Source organism: Aquimarina sp. MMG015 (assembly GCF_018100855.1).
Lineage (GTDB): Bacteria > Bacteroidota > Bacteroidia > Flavobacteriales > Flavobacteriaceae > Aquimarina > Aquimarina latercula.
Window position 1 is genome coordinate 626,157 of sequence record NZ_JAGJEB010000002.1, and the last position, 21,929, is coordinate 648,085.

Below are 21,929 nucleotides of genomic sequence, written 5' to 3' on the forward strand. Positions count from 1 at the left end.
ATTACTTCTACCTAGTTACGGTGACAGCCTATTTGTTACCCAGTTGTTACCTTTTTGTTGTTGGGCATATCGAATTCTGTCATGAAGTCTATTTGGTCTTCCTTGCCAAAATTCAAATTCTACTGGGGTCACACAATACCCACCCCAAAAGTCAGGTTTAGGAATTTCTTTCTCCTTATATTTTTCTTCTAATGCTAGTAATTTGCTTTCTAAAAAAGCTCTAGACTCAACAATACTGCTCTGCTCAGAAGCCCAAGCTCCTAATTGACTTCCCCTTGGTCTAGAATTAAAATAATCACTACTTTTTTGTTCTGAAATTCTATTAACTACACCTTTTATAATTACCTGACGTTCTAAATTAGGCCAAAAGAAAGAAATACAGACTTTATTATTTGCAGCCATAGCTTTTCCTTTTTCAGACTCGTAATTGGTATAAAATACAAATCCTTCTTCATCGAAATGTTTGAGCAATACAATTCTCGTTTTAGGGTAACTATCTAATCCAAAAGTTGTTAAACTCATAGCATTAGTCTCTTCTACTCCACCTGCTTCTTCTACTTCTTTAAACCAATTCGAAAACAAAAGAAATGGAGAGACTGGTAATTCGTTTTCTTCTAAAGCCTTTTTATCATAAGATTTTCTATAATCCGTAAGATCTCTATTCATTATTTTATAATTAGCACATTTATAGTTTAAATGTAATATGAAAAAACGTATTTCTTTCTTTAGAACTCAAAAACTTTACCATCATCTCCTATTACAACATTATCAAATACTGTAGAAGCCTCTTCTTTAAACTTCTCTATATTATCATATCTCGTAGAGTAGTGACCTAGAATTAGGTTTTCTACATCCGCTTTACTTGCTATTGTGGCGGCTTCGATAGCCGTACTATGACCAGTTCTCTGACACAAGTGCTTATGACTTTCTAAAAAAGTTGATTCGTGATATAAAGCTGTTACTTTATTTAGTAAGGAAATTTTTTCTTCATCATATCTAGTGTCACTACAAAAAGCATAACTTTTTACCGGTGCTGGATCATCTGTTAACTCCGCATTAGGAATAACATCTCCGTTTGGTAATATGGCATCTTTACCTTTCTTAATAGACTTATAATAAGCCTTATTAATATCATAATTAAGAACTTTACTCATCAATAACTTTCTATCTCCTGGTTTTTCCTGAAATAAAAAGCCATTACAGTAAATTCGATGTTGAAGCGGTATAGTCCGAACTGTTACCTTTTCGTCTTCGAACACTAATTCTGAATCTGTATTCGTCAGTTCATGAAAATGCAATGGATAATCTGTCCAAGAATTAGATAGCTTAAGTTGTAGTGTAATTGCTTCTTTTATTCCTTTAGGTCCATATATATGGAGCGGGTTTTCTCTATTTAGCATCCTAAACGTAGAAACCAAACCAACAAGTCCATAAAAATGATCTCCATGAAGATGTGAAATAAAAATATGATTAATTCTAGAAAATTTAATCTTATTTCTTCTTAGTTCAACCTGTGTACCCTCTCCACAATCAATAAGAAAAATATGATTATTTATTTCTAATACCTGTGAAGTTGGATTCGTGAATGTTCTTGGTGTCGCAGAGTAGCAACCTAAAATTGTTACTTTCAATTTTATATCTCTTAAATTTAAAAAGTTTCAAGATAACCTAATCTAGAAGATTAATCTATATCAGTTTCCAAAAGAATCAAAAGTAGTTAGCAAATCCATATAACGTTTCGCTGACATCTTCCTATATCCTGTAGCGCCAAGAACTGTTCCTTCTTTGTTTATAACCAATATAACTGGAAACACCATTTTTTTATTATAGCGCTCTGCTAATTCATAGTTCTTATCGCTTTGTTCTTCTGGTAATCTATTTTTCTTTCTTTTAGGAAAATCAGCTTTTAACCAAACAAACTTTTCATCTGCGAATTTCTTGAATTCTGGATTAGAAAACACTTTTCTTTCTAATTTAATGCATGGAGGACACCAATCAGATCCGGTAAACAGTAAAACAATATTTTGATCTTTTTCTTTCGCTAACTTTATTGCTTCGTCAAAGTCATATTTCCAGTCTTGTGCATGAATATTACCTGAAATAAAGAATATCAACACAAGAATAAATGGGGCTAATTTATTCATAAGTATTATGACGTAAAAAATTACTTTAGATTACAGAATTAATTAAAATATTTTTAAAAATCTAGATCTCTTTCTATTTCCTCCATCTCAATTAGATCCAAAGCTTCTATTAACGTCGGTACAACAGTAATTTCCTTTGGCGCTTCGTCATAAGAAACCTTGTCGGTAACAATTACAAAAGAGCGTTTATTTGATTTATGTTTGTTCGAAACTCTAAGAAATTCATTTACATCATTAACAGATAAATCCTTTAACGAAAATAAATTAGCTACAATATTGTCGTTTTTCATCGATTCATATCTATCTTCAATTCCTTTTACGAACTCTACTACAGTCGCTTTTTCCTGTGTTATTATGGTTGTAGAACCTTCTTTATTGAATATCATAAGTTTATTGTTTTATTTTCGAAGCTAAAAGATAAATGACAGCCATTCTCACTGCTACCCCATTTTGAACCTGATCTAAAATTATGGCTTGTTTAGAATCAGCTACATCACTCGTGATCTCAACACCACGATTGATAGGTCCAGGATGCATTATTACAATCTCTTTATCAAGGCTATCTAATAACCTTTTATTTACTCCAAATTGCTGGGTATATTCTCTTGTCGATGGAAAGTAACTAATCTCCATTCTTTCATTTTGTACTCGCAACATATTTGCTACATCACACCATTGGAGTGCTTTTGTAAGATTTGTTTCTACAGTAACACCAAGTTTGTCTATATATTTTGGTATTAATGTTTTGGGGCCACATACCTTTACCTCTGCTCCTTGCAATTTAAGAGCAAAAATATTAGAAAGTGCAACCCTAGAGTGCAAAATATCACCAACAATAACAACTTTTTTTCCTTCTACTTCTCCAAATTTTTCTCGTATAGAATACGAATCCAACAACGCTTGAGTTGGGTGTTCATGAGCTCCATCTCCAGCATTTACAATACTTGCATTTACATGCTTTGATAAAAAAACACCGGCTCCAGGATTAGGATGTCTCATTACAACCATATCCACTTTCATTGATAGGATATTATTAACCGTATCTATAAGTGTTTCTCCTTTTTTAACCGAAGATGATGCTGCTGAAAAATTAATAACATCTGCAGATAATCTTTTCTCCGCCAATTCAAATGACAATCTTGTCCTTGTACTATTCTCAAAAAAAAGGTTAGCTATTGTAATATCCCTAAGCGAAGGAACTTTTTTAATTGGTCTATTAATCACCTCTTTAAAGTGATCAGCTGTTTCAAAAATGAGATTAATATCTTCTTTAGTGAGATATTTAATTCCTAGTAAGTGATTTACACTTAATTCACTCATTCTTCTCTTCTGTTATTATATTTCTAATGTATGAATATACTTCAGAAATTATTGAACTTTAATTATTTACTAAATAAACTGCATCTTCTCCTCCATTTTCTACCCAATGGACCTTTACCTTTTCTTGATTAATAGCATCTACCTGCCGACCTCTATAATTAGGTTGAATTGGTAAATGACGACTAAAACGTCGATCAATTAATGTAAGTAGCTCTATTTCTCTTGGTCTACCAAAAGACTGTATTGCAGTTAATGCAGATCTTATACTACGACCTGTATATAGAACATCATCAATAAAAACAACTCTTTTATCCTCTACTGTAAAATCAATATGTGTTTTATTTGCTTCTAAAGGCTTTTCTCCTCTTCTAAAATCATCTCGATAAAAAGTAATATCAAGATGTCCCATTTTTACATTAGACAACCCATAATCCCTAACTAAGACTTCCTTTATTCTATCCGCTAAAAAGATACCTCTTGGTTGAACTCCAATCAGAACAGTGTCTTCAAAATGAGTATGATTTTCGATTAATTGACAAGCCAAACGGTGCAGAATAATATCTATCTCCTTTGCACTAAGTAGTAATTTCTGACTCATAATCTCCAAATAGACATTTGGTATACAAAAGTAATGAAAATTTAGAATTAATCCATCCTAAGTCTAGCTTTAAAATATTCAGATCAACACTCAATAATAAAATGACAGTATAACCTTTTCTATTACAAAACAATAAAAATAAAGACTACTATTCTTTTATTTCTATCCATGGGCCAAATGGCATTGGAAAGTGAGGAGCACTTGCTGGGGTTGGATAAAAGTTTTTATAAGGATTTCTATAATCATATATTTTACCTGATTTTTTATCTATCTTATATGTTATTGAATATCTATCATAGATCTGCATATCATAATAGCTATTTTGTTCTCTTATAATGGTATATATTTGCGAAGATGCGTTGATATGATATTTAGGGTCATTGGTATTATTCAATTCCAATACATGATCAATAGCGGCTTTAGTATTATTAGTAGATCGATATAAATAAGTTGAAGAAAAACCAGATCTAGAAGTTTCATTCTCAGAATTCCTAACTACCGAACCACCACTACCAGAAACTCTATCTATAGACACTTTTACAACAACCTGAAAATAAAACTCTTCTCCATAAGCAAGGTATTTTATTGGAGAACGTTCCCTGAATTCTACCTTTACCTCCGCATTATTATACCAAACAGAAATAAGGACGTTCTCGTCATTAATAAGAGATTCAGTATCGTTACTAATTCCGTTTGCCGCAATATCCACAATAGTAGCTCTACCTAATTCTATGGTTTGATTAACTTTTTCTTTGAATATTTTTAATTCCTCTTCGGTATGCATATTCTGACTATTCGATAAATTCATAAACAAAATACTTAAAAGTAGGACCCACAGACTTTTCCCCATTATTGATCAATTTACCGCAAATTTCGATAAACCATTCAATCTCGAACACACCAAAACCAGTATAAACAACACCCCTTTTTTCAGTTAAATTATAAAAAAAGACCGTTCATACGAACGGTCTTTAGTATTTATTATGAAAATAAAGAGATTATTAGTTACCTCCTTTTTCCATTTTAGCTTTAAGATCTGCTAACGCATCAATATCACCAAGGGTGGTTTTCTCAGAATTACTAGCAGCAGCTTTCTTAGCAGCTTGCTTAACAATCTTAGCTTCTTCTTCTTTAAATAAAGCAGTATGCGAAGCTACAACTCTTTTGAATTCTTTGTTGAACTCAATGATTTGGAACTCAGCCTCATCTCCTTTAGTAAGTTTCTTACCGTCTTCTTTTTCTAAGTGACGTGAAGGTACAAAAGCAACAATATCTTCATTGAACTCAATTGTAGCACCTTTGTCTACAATCTCTGCAATAGTATTAGTGTGCTTAGTTCCTACAGCAAATTCTTTTTCATACTTATCCCAAGGATTATCCTCAGTTTGTTTATGTCCAAGACTTAATTTACGTCCTTCTACATCTAATTCAAGAACAACAACATCAAGCTTATCTCCAACATTTGTAAAATCAGATGGGTGCTTGATTTTCTTAGTCCAAGAAAGATCAGAAATATAAATTAAACCGTCGATACCTTCTTCTAACTCTACAAAAACTCCAAAGTTAGTAAAGTTACGAACGATACCAGTATGTCTAGAACCTACAGGATATTTTGTAGTAATGTCAGTCCAAGGATCTGGAGTTAATTGCTTAACACCAAGAGACATCTTACGCTCTTCTCTATCTAAAGTAAGAATCACAGCTTCTACTTCATCACCAACTTTAACAAAGTCTTGTGCTGAACGCAAATGAGTTGACCAAGACATTTCTGAAACGTGGATCAATCCTTCTACTCCTTCTTCAACTTCGATAAACGCACCGTAATCTGCAATTACAACTACTTTACCTTTTACTTTATCACCAACCTTAAGTTCGTTGTCAAGAGCTTCCCAAGGATGCGCTTTCAACTGCTTAAGACCTAATTGGATACGTGTCTTAGCCTCATCGAAGTCTAAGATTACAACATTCAACTTCTGATCAAGTTCAACAATCTCATTTGGATGGTTGATTCTAGACCAAGAAAGGTCAGTAATATGAATAAGTCCATCAACTCCTCCAAGATCAACGAATACACCGTAAGAAGTAACATTCTTAACAGTACCTTCTAATACTTGACCTTTTTCTAATTGACCAATAATTTCTTTCTTCTGCTCTTCGATATCAGCCTCGATAAGTGCTTTATGCGATACAACAACGTTTTTGAATTCATGGTTAATCTTAACCACTTTAAATTCCATTGTTTTACCTACATATGCATCATAATCACGGATTGGCTTTACATCAATTTGAGAACCTGGTAAGAATGCTTCAATTCCGAAAACATCTACAATCATACCTCCTTTAGTTCTACACTTAACAAAACCGTTTACGATTTCGCCAGTATCGTGAGCATTATTAACTCTATCCCAAGCCTTGATTACACGAGCTTTACGGTGAGATAATATCAACTGACCTGTTGCATCTTCACGCACATCAATTAATACCTCAACCTTATCACCTACTTTAAGATCTGGGTTGTAACGAAATTCATTTAATGAAATAACACCTTCACTCTTTGCGTTAATATCAATAATAGCATCACGATCTGTAATGTTAATTACTGTACCATCTACTACTTCATCATTTAGGGTGTCAACAAAGTTTTCTGCAACTAGCTTTTCAAACTCTTCAAGTTTAGAATCTGCGATTGGGTCAATACCTTCCTCGTAGTTGTGCCAGTTAAAATCTTTTAAAAATTGCTCAGGATTTTCTTGTTGAGGAGATACAGCTGGAGCTGCCTTTGGAGCCTCTACTTCCTGAACGTCTGTGTTTTTTGTTTCTTCAGACATTGAAGATAAAATTTGTATCCTGTATTTGTTTGAGAATCAAAGCGAAAACCTATACAGAAGCGTTAAATTAAATTATTTTTATCCTTTTTATACTCTCTTATTCGCTAAAAAGGGCTGCAAAAATACAATTTAATTTATTAGAAAACAAAGTATTATGAATTATATTAAACCTCTTTAAAATTTAGTTATCTCGAACTCACTTCTCCTATTTATCTGATGTTCCTCTTCTGAACAGTTTTTAGTATCACAATCAATTAAAGGTGCAGATTCTCCAAATCCTTCAAACTGCATCCTTCTTGCATTTACATAACCTACTAATGCCAAATAATTACGTGTAGATTCTGCTCTCTTTTCAGATAACACTTGATTATATGAATCAGTACCTCTACTATCCGTATGTGAAGAAATTTTAATGTAGACTGTGTTATACTTTTCTAGTTTTAAAGCAAAATCATCTAATACTTTTTTAGAGTCTGCTCTAATATTCCATTTATCATAATCAAAATAAATTGGTGGAAGATCAAAATACAACTTTCCATTCTTTTCGATAACAGGAGGTCCTACTTTATCCGAAAGTAGCTTTAATCTTAATTCTTCTGTAGTAAGCTCTTCATTTCTTTTTTTGTTTGTAGCTTCAGAAGTAGTAACAGCTTCTGTTTGTCGCTCCTTAGAATTCTCTACAATTGCAGGTTCTACTTCCTTTTCTAAATAAATCACATAAGTTTCATTATCTTTTTCTTTCACTAGAATAGGCTTAATATTTGATTTATATCCAATAGATGAGGCTCTAAAATCATATTTTCCAGGAAAAATTGATAAACTAAACGCTGAGATTGAATCTAGTGTAGATTCGTACACTTTTTGCCTTTCTGCATTTTGTAAATACACATCAGCATTGGAAACATAATTATCTGTAGCAAAATCTCTAACCTCAAAATTCGCCATATATTCTTTCAAAAATATTTCTCCTATCTGAGAAAAAGAAAAGATGTCGTCATCTGTTTTTCCTTTTCTATTCGATGCAAAAAAACCGTCTTTTTCATTATAATACGTTAAGGAAAAATCATCGTAGCTAGAGTTAATTGGTGCACCTAAGTTTACTGGTTTTGTAAATTGATTTTCTTTTAATTCAGAGACAAAAACATCCATCATTCCTAATCCTAAGTGACCATTAGAAGAAAAAAACAAATGTCCTTCTTTAGAAATAAACGGAAACTGTTCTCTATTTTCTGTATTAATAGATGAACCAAGATTAATTGGTTCTCCATAAGTTCCATCCATATTAATTTCGGAAACATAAATATCAAAATCCCCATATCCGCCTGGCATATTAGACGAGAAATACAACATCCTATCATCTGCAGAAATAGAAGGATGTTCTATAGAATATTCTTTATTATTAAATTTTAATTTTTCTGGCTTCTGCCATTCTCCATCAACTCTTTTAGCTTTATATAAATGAATTGCATTATTTCTTAGACTATCAAATTTCTTTTTCCCTTTTTCTGAATTACTTTTTGAAAAATATATAGTATTACCATCCGAAGTAAAACAAAAATTACCTTCGTGGAGTTTAGAATTAACTTCTCCAGAAAGAGCCTCAATTTCGGAGACTCCTATATTATTGCTATCAACCTTAACAGTATATATATCTAAAAATGGTCTATGCGTCCATTTATATTTTTGATTCATAAAACCATGAGAACTTCTGTCAGATGCAAAATACACGGTACTATCTAATTTTACCGCTCCAAACTCTGAAGCTTCAGAATTAAACGCTACAGAATTCACAACATAATCATCATCTTTTAATTTAAAAGCTTCTATTGTCGCAATTGCATCTAATTTATTTAATGGATTTGTTACCTGGTTTTTTTTATACAATGCCAGGAAATCAACAGCTACTTCATATTTACCTAAGGAAGAAAGTACTTGATGCATCATAAAATTATATGAGTTATCATAAGACTTATCCTTTCCATAAAACTTACCCGAAGTCAGAACCTTAAGATATCTATATGCCTTTTTAAACCGAAATGTATTGTAGTATGAAATAGAAATATTTTCAAGAATGTGTTTTTCATATCCTTCTTGATTTAATTCTTCTTCGTATTGCAATGCCGCATTTATATAATCTCCATTGTTAAAAAAACGATCTGCTCTACTCTTTTTCTGAGAAAATATAAGCTGTGTAATCAATAAGATGAATACAAATATTATTTTAGTTTTCATATCTTAATAAAATCTTGGAGATGTATATTTATTACTAAAATTGAGTAAATCGAAATTGTATAATAGAATTATTTCGTGACTTCCATTATTATACCCACTTAATTCACTTGTACTAAAATCATATGAATATCCTACTTTTAGATTTCTCGTTATATTAAATCCAGCTAATGCGATAAAAGCATCCTCATAACGATAAGAGACTCCTAATTCAAATCTATTATAAATCAAAGAATTAAGAGAAATATCGAATGTAAGTGGAGAATCTAAAACCTGCTTTATAACCATAGATGGCTTAAGTTTAACCTCATCTACTAGATCAAACACAAAACCTGTAACTCCATATAAATGGGTCTTTGATTGAGAAACACCAATACCATCGACAGCTACGTCATTAGGTAATAAATTTGGAGAAGAAATACCAGCATAAAAATTATTAGAAAACAAGAATAACCCCGCTCCTATATTTAGCTGTAATTCAGAATTATTTGCAGCAAAGGCAGGATCATCTGCTACATCAGAACCAGAAGCATCTAATTTAAAACTATTAATTCCTACTTTTAAACCATAAGATAATTTAAAACGATCTGATATCCGTGTAATATATGCGAAATCAACATTAAAGAAATTGTTATTGGTGCTAATTGCTTCACCAATTCTATCATTTATATAATTAACACTTAATTCTATCTTCTCACTTAGCGGAATGTTTCCGAATACATTTGCTGTTTCTGGTGAACCTTCAATTCCTGTCCATTGTCTTCTATATAATAAACCAGTAGAAATCAATCCACTCTGGTTCGTAACATAAGCCGGGTTTACCGTACTCATATTATACATATATTGAGAATATTGTGGTTCCTGCTGTGCATACAATACCGAGCAGAAAACTATCGCTATACTAAAAATTAATCGTGATTTCATTGTTTATCTGCTTAGGTAAAAGCTTCCTTGAATAGGAAAATTGTTTTCAAAGTTTGGTGTAAAAATGTAGAAATAGGTTCCAGATGGTAAATCATCTCCCAATCGAATAGAAACATTACTTTCTCCCCGGAACTCCTCAGTATTTCTATTTCCTTCAAATACTTTTGCTCCGTATCTGTTATATATCTTCAAATCAAAATCCGGAAAAGCAACTGGGATATTAAATTCATCCTCAATAAACAAATCAAAGGTATCATTTTGATTATTTCCATCTGGAGAGACTCCATCTTGAAAATCCAATGCACATATATCTCCATTAGAGAATCGCTCACCCATATTAAGAATGTTAACAGCAACCGTTACTCTTTCTGACTCGCAATTATCAGCATCTACAGTTGCGATATAATATATTTGATTATCAAAAAGTAATGGATTATCAATAATAGGCATATCACTTTCTAATGTAGGATACCAATTATAATTTAATACATCCACTTCAATATCATCTAATCTTTTACCATCAAGAATACAGAATTCTTGATCCGGAACATTCGGTTCTGGTAAATCTATGATTTGTACTTCTACATTTAATGAAGATTCATTACAAGGTGCAGTGTTAGGAATTACGTATCTAAAATTATAAATCTTATTAACCTCATTATCGGGATTTGGTAATAAATCAAACTCTACCACTCCATCTGGAGTTAAAGCACCTGTATTTTCTATATCCTGAAAAGTTCCGGTTCTTGGTGTATTATTATCTAAAATTGTAAATAAGTTAACACGTCCATCAATTTCACAAAAAGAATCACTTCTATCATTACCAATCTCTACTGGTTCTACAATAGCTATAGTTACTGTTGCTTGATCTTGAGAACTACAACCGACATTACCTCCAACAGTATATACATAATCTCCCGGACCTAGAATTGGTAGTGTATTATCTGAAGCATCAAAAATACCTAGATGATCTGGTGACATATAACCAAAAGGTCCAATCCACGTTCCTGTTGGATCAGGATTACCTTCTAAAAGATTGAAAAGTGTAACCGTTAAATTATCTGAACATAGTGATGTAGCGGTACCACTTCCTGCTCCAGCATTTGCTTCTTTATAAATTGTAAACTCTAATAAAGCTTCATCAACACACCCAGAAGGGTTCGTTGTTGTATGTGTAAAGGAATACGAAATTGGGTCATTAATTTCTTCAGGAACCAAGAATAAATCATCAACTACGTTACCCCCATTATTATTATCTGTCCAAATCCCTTCTTCTATAGTTCGTCCATCTGAGTTTAATAAACTTCTTAAACTATATTGATTGGCATCTGTCTTACATATAATTAGATCTAAAGTATCTTCTCCTGCATAATCATGAGGTAAAATTACAATTGTAACTATAGTAGAAATAGTAGGACAAGGGTTGCTCTCTATACTAATAGGCTGACAAACATCACCGGAATAAGAAAATGTTGCACCACAGCTTTGTCTAGGAACCACATCGTATCTAAATCTATAACTCCCTGGTCTGGCTCCCGCAATAGTAATTGGTCCTAAATGTTGTTCATCTTCTGGTGTATCATTTAAATTATTTTCTAAATTAAGATCACCATTGAAAGGAATACCTCCAAGAAATGTCCAATACGCAAAATCATCCACTAATGAACCATCCGTATAAACGTAACCGGGTTCAAACTCAAGTAAATCAAAAAGGTTAATTTGAGCCGGAGACGAATTAGGACAAATTTCTTCCACTGAATTCTGTGGAGCAAATGGCCTTAACTCTTCATATATAACAAACATTACCGTTTCTTCGTCATTAGGACATATTGGAGATCTACTGTTGATCTTATAGGTATAACTAAAATCTATACAACTAAAACCTGGAACATATTCTGGAGAAGCTCTAAACGCATCATAGACCTCTTTCAAATTAATTACTGCATCCGTAGCACTTGTAATTTGGCCAGTATTATCATCGTCTTCCCAACTTCCACCTAATTCTTCTCCATTTAAAAATCGGTCATCAAATAAATTAATATCCATATCCCATGATCCAATATCACCTTCACAAATCGAGAATGATGATCCATAACCTGCCGTAACCGGTCTTACTACAGTTACCTGAACATCTACAAATTCAGTAATACAAGTATCTACATTAAAAACGGTATACCTAAAACTAAAATCTTCACTATCCACAGGGAAACCACCATTATTTTCAATGGTTGTACCAAAGTTTGAGCCGCTTAGAATATATGTATCAGAAGGTAGAGAGCCGGTATAAGTCCATATACCGTTTAGATGAGGAAGAGCGAACCCTTCTCTTGACTCTAATGTATCAAAAAGGTTAATGTCTATTTCAAATCCTGCTGTACAAATATCATCATTATCACAAACAGGAAAGAAACCAGTTGTTGCTGCAATACCAGCATATGGACCGAGTTTCACATTAACTCTAACTCTATAGTCATCTGGGCAATTCGGATTCTTAAGTTCAAAAAAATAAAGATCAGAAGCATTTCTTAACTGCCATAATCTTAAAACTCCAGAAGCTTCTATTCCTTCTTCACCTTCTTCTATTCCTGTAGATTCCCAAAAATCTCCTGATTCCGGTACGATACCTGTTTCATCATACAAATTAATAATACCATCTGGAATACCATCGAAATCGAAATCGATAGTCTCCATATCACAAATGGTTATCATTTGTTCTTGGCTACATTGAGAAAAAGCATCTCCAATACCGCCAAAAAATATTAATAAAACGAAAAGTAACTTTGTGTAGTTTTGTTTCAAAATCAATTTATTTATCTGTAAGTATCATTTTTAAGCTTTTTGTTACCTATAAAAACGAAATAAAATTAACAGGTATTCGAAAAGCCCGGCGAAATTATAAAAATATGTTAAAAAAACATCATCCCCTTACAAAAATCAACACTTACCTACACCCTTAACCTCTAGATTTTAACACTTTTACAATATCATTAAGCTTATAACCTTTAGCTTGTAGTAAAATTAAATAATGAAAAAGAAGGTCTGCGCTTTCATCTAAGAACAACTTTTCGTTATCATCCTTAGCTTCTATAACCACTTCGACAGCTTCTTCTCCTACTTTTTGAGCAACTTTATTTATCCCTTTTCTAAAGAGAGATGCTACATAAGATTTTTCATTATCTTGATTTTCTTTTCTATCCTGTATAGTGTTTTCTAAATCTGTCAAAAAACCAAAAGACTGAACATTTTTCTGTGCCCAACAAGTATCATCTCCTTTATGACAAGTTGGACCCACTGGGTTTACTTGGATTAATAAGGTGTCATTATCACAGTCATTTTTTAGATCTACAAGATTCAAAAAATTACCACTCTCCTCACCTTTAGTCCATAATCTATTCTTAGTTCTGCTAAAAAAAGTTACCTTTTTAGTTTCTATTGTTTTCTGGTAAGCCTCCTCATTCATATAACCAAGCATCAAAACATTTCTAGTGGTTGCATCTTGAATTATTGCCGGAACAAGTCCATCATTATTTTTATTGAAATTTATTTCCATTTTATCAATCTATATTTTGGTTTCCAGATCAAGTCCGGAATTATATTTTGTTATAATCTTACCGGAATTTCATTTAACCGCAATTCCTCTTTTAAATCTTTTATTTCTATTTCTTTAAAATGAAAAACACTTGCTGCTAATGCAGCATCTGCTTTTCCTTCTTTAAAAGTATCTATAAAATGTTGTGTATTACCTGCTCCACCAGATGCAATTATAGGAATATTTAATTCTGTAGATAATCTTGCTAAAGCTTGATTAGCAAAACCATCTTTAGTTCCATCATTATCCATAGAAGTAAATAAAATTTCTCCGGCACCTCTTTCTTCTACTTCCTTTGCCCAATCAAATAGATCAAGCTCAGTTGGTACTTTTCCTCCGACCAAATGTACTATCCATTTCCCATCAATTTGTTTAGCATCTATAGCTACTGTAATACATTGACTTCCAAATTTCCCTGCTAATTCATTAATTAACTGTGGATTTTTTACTGCAGAGGAATTAACAGAAACCTTATCCGCTCCATTTTGCAGTAAAACATCTACATCTTCTATAGATGATATGCCTCCACCAACGGTAAACGGTATATTAACTTTCTCTGCAACTCTAAGAACTAAATTAGCAAGTGTTTTTCTTCGCTCCTCAGTAGCTGAAATATCCAAAAAAACTAGTTCATCGGCTCCTGCTTTAGAATATGCATCTGCTAATTCTACTGGATCTCCAGCATCTCTTAAATCAACAAAATTGACTCCTTTTACCGTACGTCCGTTTTTAATATCTAAACACGGTACAATTCTTTTAGTTAACATTAGTTTTCTTTATTTTTTATATTTAGATCCATACCTTCATAAAAACCTAAATCTTTATTTTTTAATTGTTTTGTCCAAAATGCTATTTGGCCCGTATGATAAGACAAATGTTCAGTCACGTGAATCATTATACCAATTCCTGAAAAAATAAAACCCTGTACTTCTCGTTTTCTCATTAATTCAGAAATAGTACAATCGAACAAGATTGTCTTGGCTTGTTCTAAAGTCTCATTAAGTTTTAATAACAACTCTTCTTTCAAAAAACCTTCTTTAGCTTCAAACTCAGTATCCCTATCTCTTTCATCTTCCAAACCTCCTAGAGAAGCTATACCATATTGAGTAATATTACCACAAAGATGAAGCATCAAATTTCCGATACTATTTGAAGATTGATTAAACCGTTTCCATATATCATCTTCAGAAAGTTGATCAAAACTAATAGTAATCATCCTAAGACTTTCATCCAATCTATAGGAGATTTGCTCCTTAAACTCTTGTGATATTTCCTCTTTCATTACTTACTAACTGTTTTGAAGAATATAATTCTCTAATTGTTTTAAACTTATTCGATTCTCATAAATTGCTTTTCCTATAATTGTTCCTTCACATCCAATTTCAGCCAATTTTGGTAATTCATCAAAAGTTGAAATCCCTCCAGAAGCAATTAGCTTTATATCTCCTATTTCATTCAACATTTTTCTATACAAATCAAAAGAAGGTCCTTCTAACATCCCATCTTTACTAATATCTGTACAAATCACATAGGACACACCCTCTTTTTTATATTCTTTAACAAAAGGAATTAGCTCTTTATCACTTTCTTCCAACCAACCACTTACTGCGATTTTTTCATGTTGTGCATCTGCTCCTAAAATAATTTTATCACTCCCGAATTTTTGCAACCAAGATTTAAAAATATCAGGATTCTTTACTGCAATACTACCACCAGTAATTTGATTTGCACCACTATCAAAAGCTATTTTTAAATCTTCATCTGTTTTTAAACCTCCTCCAAAATCAATTTTTAAACCCGTTTTAGAAGCTATTTGGTCTAACACCTTATGATTTACTATATGCTTAGATTTTGCACCATCTAGATCAACTAAATGTAAATATTGAATTCCATGAGCCTCAAATTCTTTTGCTACTTCTAATGGATTTTCATTATATATTTTTTTAGTATCATAATCTCCTTTAGAAAGGCGAACACACTTTCCGTCAATGATATCTATTGCAGGTATGATCCTCATGCTTTATTTTATAATTATTAGTTATTAATTTTTAACTCTAAAAAGTTTTTCAAAATCTTCTCTCCCGCATCACTACTCTTTTCTGGATGAAATTGAGTTCCGTAGAAATTATCTTTCTGTAAAGCTGTACTATAAGTTACTCCGTAAGTAGATTGTGCAATGGTTTCTTCCATTATAGGAGCATAATAACTATGAACTAAATAGATATACTCCTTCTCTTCTACTCCACTAAATAAGACAGAACTTAATGACTCTATTTGATTCCATCCTATTTGAGGAACTTTTACTCCGTGATTAAACTTTACCACATCCGTATGAAAAATACCCAAACCTTTAGTATCACCTTCTTCTGTGTAATTACACATCAATTGCATCCCTAAACAAATTCCTAAAACTGGTTGCTTTAATTGTGGGACCAAGGTATCTAAACCAGAATCTTTTAACTTACTCATAGCACTGCTCGCTTCTCCTACTCCAGGAAAAATAACTTTATCCGCAGATTTTATTTCTTGAGGGTCATCACTTAAGACAGCTTCATATCCCAATCGTTGAATTGCAAATTTGATCGATTGAATATTTCCTGCTCCGTAATTTATAATTACTATCTTCATATTATTGCATCCTGAAATTGATTCAAGACCTTTTTAATTATACAATTTGGTTTGTTATAACATTCCTTTGGTACTTGGTAAAAACATTTTATTTGCATCTCTTTTTACCGCCATTTTCATCGCTTTAGCAAATGCTTTAAATATTCCTTCTATTTTATGATGTTCATTTTCTCCTTCGGCTTTGATATTTAGATTACACTTGGCACCATCTGTAAAAGATTTAAAAAGATGAAAAAACATTTCTGTTGGCATATCCCCTATTTTTTCACGTTTGAAATCAGCATCCCAAACCAACCAAGGACGACCTCCAAAATCAACTGCTGCCTGTGCTAAACAATCATCCATAGGTAAACAAAACCCGTAACGTTCGATACCTAATTTATTACCAAGAGTTTTAGAAAACAACTCTCCTAAAGCAATCATAGTATCTTCTATAGTATGATGTTCATCTACGTGTAAATCTCCATCTACTTTAACTGTTAAATCCATTGCTCCATGACGTCCAATCTGATCTAGCATGTGATCAAAGAAATGCAAACCAGTTGATATATCATTTTTACCAGAACCATCTAAATTCAACTTGATATAAATTTTAGTTTCGTTCGTATTTCTAGTAATCTCTGCTACTCGATCTTCTAACTTTAAAAACTCATAAATTTCCTTCCAATCTGTTGATGTTAATACAATACTTTCTGAAATGGCTGTTGTATCAGTTTCTATTTCATCTGCTCCAAGCTCTGGATCTTCTGACAGGAAAATCCCTTTAGCTCCAAGATTTTTTGCCAACTCCATATCTGTAATTCTATCTCCTAAAACAAATGAATTTTCTAGATCGTAATTTTCCTTATCAAAATACTCCGTTAATAAACCTGTTCTTGGCTTACGAGTATCCGCATTTTCATGAGGAAAAGTTTTATCAATATGAACAGCATTAAACACGACTCCTTCTTTTTCGAATGCAGTCATTACTTTATTATGTGCTGGCCAAAAAGTATCTTCTGGAAAAGAATCAGTTCCTAATCCATCCTGATTAGTTACCATCACCAATTCATAATCCAATTCGTCGGCTATTTTAGCCATATATTGAAAAACCTTTGGATAGAACTCTAACTTCTCCAAACTATCTAATTGATAATCTACAGGTGGTTCCAACACCAATGTCCCATCTCTATCTATAAATAATACTTTCTTCATTTTAATTTATTTTTTGTAATTCGTATTCATTAAGAACAGAATTTATATACTTTTTAAAGCCTCTATTAACTTCTTATTTTCTTGATTAGTTCCAACTGTTAATCTCAGTGTGTTTTCACATAATGGTTGTGTCGTACGATTACGAATAACAATCCCTTGTTTTAACAATTGATCATATCGTACATTTGCATTATCTACTTGAATCAATACAAAATTAGCATCGGTTTTATAAATTTCTTTTACAAACTGAATATTTTCTAAGGAATCTATCATACGTTCTCTCTCCTTTAAAATATTAGCTACTTCTTCTTTAATCTTATTAACGTCTTTAACTCTATCCAACGCCTTTTTCTGCGTTAATTCATTAACATTATAAGGAGGCTTAATTTTATTGAGTATACTTATGATTTCTTCTGAAGCATAACACAAACCTAGTCTGATCCCTGCCATTCCATATGCTTTTGATAACGTCTGCGTTATTACTAGGTTTGGGTATTCTCTAATTTTAAGTATCCAACTTTTTTTAGAAGAGAAATCAATATACGCTTCATCTATAACTACCAACCCTTTGAAATTTTCTAAAATTCGGGCAATACTATCTTCTGAAAAAGAATTCCCTGTAGGATTATTAGGAGAACATAAAAATATGATCTTTGTTTGTTGATCAACTGTATCTAATATTTTAGAAACATTAGGTTCAAAATTATCATTTAAAAGAACTTTTTTATTTTGAACATCGTTGGTATTAGCTAATACATTATACATCCCATAGGTAGGTGGTAGCGTAATAACATTATCAACTTTAGGTTCGCAAAAAGCCCTAAACAAAAGATCTAATACCTCGTCACTTCCGTTTCCTAATAATATATTATTTGTATTAACCCCCTTTTGTGTAGCTAATACCTCTTTTAGACTACGTTGTTGTGGATCAGGATATCTATTTACTCCATTTTCATATGGATTTTCATTGGCATCCAGAAAAATCATTTCAGAGCCATCTGAAACGTATTCATCTCTCGCAGAGGAATATGGCTTTAATCCTTTAACGTTTTCACGAGTTATATTATTTATGTTGAAATTTAATTGTTTCATTACTTGTTAATATTCTATAAATTATCCAAAAATCATTGCTCTCATATATGCTATTATAATCCCTATTATAATAGCGAATATGAAGAAAACTATTGTTGACAGGATCAATACCACTACAAACTTTAATAGTTTAAGAATCATTTGTCCAATACTATAGCTACATAGTTTCTTATAAGTAAACAAATAATAAAAGATAACGACCAAAGAGCTTACGAAATAGATTGATGGACTAATTAGTAAACCTAATAAAAAGAATAACGTACCAGAAAACAATCCAAACCCAAGTAAATAAGAGTTTATAACAAGATGTTCTCCATAATTAAACCGTTTTCTCCCAAAAACCATTACCGCTAAAAACGTATAAAAAGGAATTAACATAAAAGCTATAATATTAAAATACTTAAGCATAAAACTTTGGGTAACTTTATTAGCTTCAGCCTGTTCTTTTTTGTATTCCAAGTATTTTTCTTGATATTCCACAGTGTTTTTCTCTATATCGGGGTTTGACATAGAAAATAATGACTCATAAAAAGATTCCGTTTGAGTAGCGAGAATCAATTCACTATAATCATCAGAAAAAAAGTTAAAAATAAATGTAGCAACAGCAGTTCCGATTACCAGAAATGCAAATGGGTTTATATATCGTTTTCTTGTTCCCGAGATATACTCTGAAATAACTTTATCTGGAGAAGTCACAAAATGAATTAAAGTTCTAACAAAAAGATTATCTAATCCCAAAACATTACTGAAAAAATCACTTTTCAACCCTTTTAAAGTAATACGTTCTCTTATTACTTTCGCACCACAAGATTGACAATAATCAGCATCATCAGCTAAGATATTTTCACAATTTCTACAATTCATTTACTTCTTTTTTACTATAAATTCTATACTCGAATAACGTTTTAGTCAATACCCTTTAAACTTTCTAATCGCAATGTAACTGCGTTCTTATGCGCTTGTAAACCTTCGGCATCTGCCATAATCTCTATGGCATTTCCAATATTTTTGATACCTTCCGCGGATAGTTTCTGAAATGTCATTGATTTCATGAAACTATCTAGATTTACTCCACTATACTGTTTTGCATATCCATTTGTTGGCAAGGTATGATTCGTTCCCGAAGCGTAATCTCCTGCACTCTCTGGCGTGTAATTACCAATAAACACAGAACCGGCATTCATAATATTATTCACATAAAAGTCTTCATCCTCTACACATACTATAAAATGCTCAGGACCATATTCATTAATTAGTTCTAAAGCTTCTTGGTCATGTTCTACATAAATAAGTTTAGAATTCGCTATTGCCGCTTCAGCAATCTCTTTTCTTGGTAACAAATTACATTGATTTGTAACTTCTTTTTCTACTTGCTCTATAAGCTTTTTAGAAGTAGTCACCAGAATCACCTGACTATCCTTTCCATGTTCCGCCTGACTTAATAAATCGGAAGCAACAAAAGATGGATTTGCTGTATCATCAGCCACTACCAACAATTCACTTGGTCCAGCAGGCATATCAATCGCTACTCCAAATTTTGTAGCTAATTGTTTAGCTACAGTAACAAACTGATTTCCAGGTCCGAAAATTTTATATACTTGTGGAATTGTATCAGTGCCAAATGTCATTCCTGCAATTGCCTGAATGCCTCCTACCTTAAATATTTTTGTTAAGCCGCAAAGATTTGCTGTATATAAAATAGCTGGATTGATTTTTCCTTCTTTATTTGGTGGAGAACATAACACAATCTCATTACATCCAGCTATAGTAGCTGGAACTGCCAGCATAAGAATTGTAGAAAATAGTGGAGCTGTTCCGCCTGGAATATACAATCCTACTTTTTGAATAGGTCTTTTCTCTTGCCAACAGTTTACACCATTTGTTGTTTCTAAGGAAACCTTATCCGTTTTCTGAGCAGCATGAAAAGCTTCGATATTAGATTTAGCCAAAACAATAGCATCTTTAAGGTCTTGACTAACTAATTGATCGGCGCTTTCTATTTCTTTTTTAGATACCAATATAGAATCTAGAGATACTTTATCGAATTTCTCTGTATATTGTTTTATTGCACCGTCTCCATTAGTTTTTACATCATTAAAAACATCTAAAACCACATTTTCTATATCTGCCACGGTCTGTGTAGGTCGTTTTAATATGTCCGCCCAAGTATTTTTCTTTGGATTATATATCTTCTGCATTTTCTCTAAATTAACTACAATACCATTTTCTCGATAGGACATACTAAAATACCTTCAGCTCCCTCAGCTTTTAACTCATCTAAAATATCCCAAAACTTATTTTTTTCGACCACAGTATGTATTGAACTCCAACCTTTTTCTGCAAGAGGTAAAACTGTTGGACTACGCATTCCTGGAAGGATATCAACGATACGATCTATCTTATCATTCGGAGCATTCAATAATACATACTTAGAAGCTCTAGCCTTTAATACAGCTTGTATTCTAAACTGTAATTTTTGAAGCAAACTCTTATTTTCATCGCTAATTTTAGGAGAAACAGCTAAGACAGCTTCAGAAGTTAACATTACTTCTACTTCTTTTAAATTATTCTTAAACAATGTACTACCACTAGACACTATATCACAAATAGCATCTGCTAAACCAATATTAGGTGCTATTTCTACAGATCCTGATATCTGGTGCAAGTCTGCAGAGATTCCTTTTTCTTTTAAATATTCTTTTACCGTATTGGGATATGAAGTAGCTATTCTTTTCCCATCAAGATCTTTTATAGAGTTATACGACACATCTTTAGGAACGGCAAGTGACACTTTACATTTCGAAAAATTTAACCTTTCTGCAATCGTAATATCTTTTCCTTTTTCTACTAGAACATTTTCACCAATAATAGCGATATCAACAACACCATCTCTCAAATACTGAGGAATATCACCATTCCTAAGAAACATAACTTCCATAGGAAAGTTTCTAGTAGTAGCTTTTAATTGGTCTTTTCCGTTATCTATAGAAATACCACAATCTTTTAAAATCTGAACAGAATCTTGATTAAGCCTTCCGCTTTTTTGAATAGCAATTTTAATTTTTGACATTTTTTTTATTGTTGTGTTTGGTCAGTTCAAAACAAGTTTTAAACAAAAAAACCCGTTTGAAAATGCTCAAACGGGTTATTATATATGATTAACTTATACACATATCAACTTACCACGCCTGGGCGGAGATATAAGAATGATGATGATGTAAAAGAATATTTTCCATAATTTTTTCTACGCTGCGAATTTATAAATTTTTTTTCATCTCAAATGCATTTCAGCTTAAAATTTTGCTATTCATCTTTTTTCGGAACATAAATCGCTCAAGAATAATAATTTAATGAAAACATTTTTTAACTTTAAGAGAATAACA

The 21,929-nt window shown here is 32.2% G+C and carries 21 protein-coding genes; all 21 read right to left on the reverse strand.

Annotated features, from left to right (window positions below):
- Positions 1-15 precede the first annotated feature (15 nt).
- Positions 16-666: a pyridoxamine 5'-phosphate oxidase gene (gene pdxH, locus J8L88_RS06120; protein WP_211060247.1), complete on the reverse strand. Its 651-nt coding sequence runs from the start codon at positions 664-666 to the stop codon at positions 16-18.
- 59 nt (positions 667-725) lie between these two features.
- Positions 726-1,631: a ribonuclease Z gene (locus tag J8L88_RS06125; protein ID WP_211060248.1), complete on the reverse strand. Its 906-nt coding sequence runs from the start codon at positions 1,629-1,631 to the stop codon at positions 726-728.
- A gap of 60 nt (positions 1,632-1,691) precedes the next feature.
- Complete coding sequence (locus J8L88_RS06130) at positions 1,692-2,144, reverse strand: thioredoxin family protein (RefSeq protein WP_211060249.1); 453 nt, start codon at positions 2,142-2,144, stop codon at positions 1,692-1,694.
- 53 nt (positions 2,145-2,197) lie between these two features.
- Positions 2,198-2,530, reverse strand: coding sequence for a ribonuclease Z (locus tag J8L88_RS06135; protein ID WP_108804469.1), 333 nt, complete (start codon positions 2,528-2,530; stop codon positions 2,198-2,200).
- A 4-nt stretch (positions 2,531-2,534) separates the two neighbouring features.
- On the reverse strand, positions 2,535-3,464 hold the full coding sequence (locus tag J8L88_RS06140) for an aspartate carbamoyltransferase catalytic subunit (RefSeq protein WP_027391198.1): 930 nt from the start codon (positions 3,462-3,464) through the stop codon (positions 2,535-2,537).
- 58 nt (positions 3,465-3,522) lie between these two features.
- Entirely contained in the window at positions 3,523-4,062 is a 540-nt protein-coding gene (gene pyrR / locus J8L88_RS06145) for a bifunctional pyr operon transcriptional regulator/uracil phosphoribosyltransferase PyrR (protein ID WP_027391197.1), read from the reverse strand.
- Between the two features lie 148 nt (positions 4,063-4,210).
- Positions 4,211-4,870, reverse strand: coding sequence for a hypothetical protein (locus J8L88_RS06150; RefSeq protein WP_211060250.1), 660 nt, complete (start codon positions 4,868-4,870; stop codon positions 4,211-4,213).
- 193 nt (positions 4,871-5,063) lie between these two features.
- Positions 5,064-6,890: a 30S ribosomal protein S1 gene (gene rpsA, locus J8L88_RS06155; RefSeq protein WP_027391195.1), complete on the reverse strand. Its 1,827-nt coding sequence runs from the start codon at positions 6,888-6,890 to the stop codon at positions 5,064-5,066.
- Positions 6,891-7,064: 174 nt separating this feature from the next.
- A complete protein-coding gene (locus J8L88_RS06160; protein WP_211060251.1) occupies positions 7,065-9,122 on the reverse strand; it encodes an OmpA family protein in 2,058 nt (685 codons plus the stop codon).
- A 3-nt stretch (positions 9,123-9,125) separates the two neighbouring features.
- Positions 9,126-10,043 carry a type IX secretion system membrane protein PorP/SprF gene (locus J8L88_RS06165; RefSeq protein WP_118386411.1) on the reverse strand — a complete coding sequence of 306 codons (918 nt, stop codon included), beginning with the start codon at positions 10,041-10,043 and terminating at the stop codon, positions 9,126-9,128.
- Between the two features lie 3 nt (positions 10,044-10,046).
- Positions 10,047-12,842 carry a gliding motility-associated C-terminal domain-containing protein gene (locus J8L88_RS06170; protein WP_211060252.1) on the reverse strand — a complete coding sequence of 932 codons (2,796 nt, stop codon included), beginning with the start codon at positions 12,840-12,842 and terminating at the stop codon, positions 10,047-10,049.
- 154 nt (positions 12,843-12,996) lie between these two features.
- The gene (gene hisIE, locus J8L88_RS06175) at positions 12,997-13,593 is read right to left on the reverse strand and encodes a bifunctional phosphoribosyl-AMP cyclohydrolase/phosphoribosyl-ATP diphosphatase HisIE (protein ID WP_027391189.1); all 597 of its coding nucleotides are present in this window, start codon (positions 13,591-13,593) and stop codon (positions 12,997-12,999) included.
- Between the two features lie 50 nt (positions 13,594-13,643).
- Positions 13,644-14,399, reverse strand: a complete 756-nt coding sequence (hisF, locus tag J8L88_RS06180) for an imidazole glycerol phosphate synthase subunit HisF (protein WP_027391188.1) — start codon at positions 14,397-14,399, stop codon at positions 13,644-13,646.
- Positions 14,399-14,914, reverse strand: a complete 516-nt coding sequence (locus J8L88_RS06185) for a DinB family protein (RefSeq protein WP_211060253.1) — start codon at positions 14,912-14,914, stop codon at positions 14,399-14,401. The genes hisF and J8L88_RS06185 overlap by 1 nt, the downstream gene beginning before the upstream one ends.
- Before the next feature lie 6 nt (positions 14,915-14,920).
- A complete protein-coding gene (hisA, locus tag J8L88_RS06190; RefSeq protein ID WP_027391186.1) occupies positions 14,921-15,649 on the reverse strand; it encodes a 1-(5-phosphoribosyl)-5-[(5-phosphoribosylamino)methylideneamino]imidazole-4-carboxamide isomerase in 729 nt (242 codons plus the stop codon).
- A gap of 17 nt (positions 15,650-15,666) precedes the next feature.
- The gene (gene hisH, locus J8L88_RS06195) at positions 15,667-16,260 is read right to left on the reverse strand and encodes an imidazole glycerol phosphate synthase subunit HisH (RefSeq protein WP_211060254.1); all 594 of its coding nucleotides are present in this window, start codon (positions 16,258-16,260) and stop codon (positions 15,667-15,669) included.
- Positions 16,261-16,314: 54 nt separating this feature from the next.
- A complete protein-coding gene (gene hisB, locus J8L88_RS06200; protein WP_118386416.1) occupies positions 16,315-17,454 on the reverse strand; it encodes a bifunctional histidinol-phosphatase/imidazoleglycerol-phosphate dehydratase HisB in 1,140 nt (379 codons plus the stop codon).
- 42 nt (positions 17,455-17,496) lie between these two features.
- Positions 17,497-18,546: a histidinol-phosphate transaminase gene (hisC, locus tag J8L88_RS06205; protein ID WP_211060255.1), complete on the reverse strand. Its 1,050-nt coding sequence runs from the start codon at positions 18,544-18,546 to the stop codon at positions 17,497-17,499.
- 21 nt (positions 18,547-18,567) lie between these two features.
- Positions 18,568-19,410: a DUF3667 domain-containing protein gene (locus J8L88_RS06210; RefSeq protein WP_027391182.1), complete on the reverse strand. Its 843-nt coding sequence runs from the start codon at positions 19,408-19,410 to the stop codon at positions 18,568-18,570.
- A 41-nt stretch (positions 19,411-19,451) separates the two neighbouring features.
- Positions 19,452-20,744 carry a histidinol dehydrogenase gene (gene hisD, locus J8L88_RS06215; RefSeq protein ID WP_211060329.1) on the reverse strand — a complete coding sequence of 431 codons (1,293 nt, stop codon included), beginning with the start codon at positions 20,742-20,744 and terminating at the stop codon, positions 19,452-19,454.
- Positions 20,745-20,758: 14 nt separating this feature from the next.
- The gene (gene hisG / locus J8L88_RS06220; protein ID WP_027391180.1) at positions 20,759-21,616 is read right to left on the reverse strand and encodes an ATP phosphoribosyltransferase; all 858 of its coding nucleotides are present in this window, start codon (positions 21,614-21,616) and stop codon (positions 20,759-20,761) included.
- Positions 21,617-21,929 lie beyond the last annotated feature (313 nt).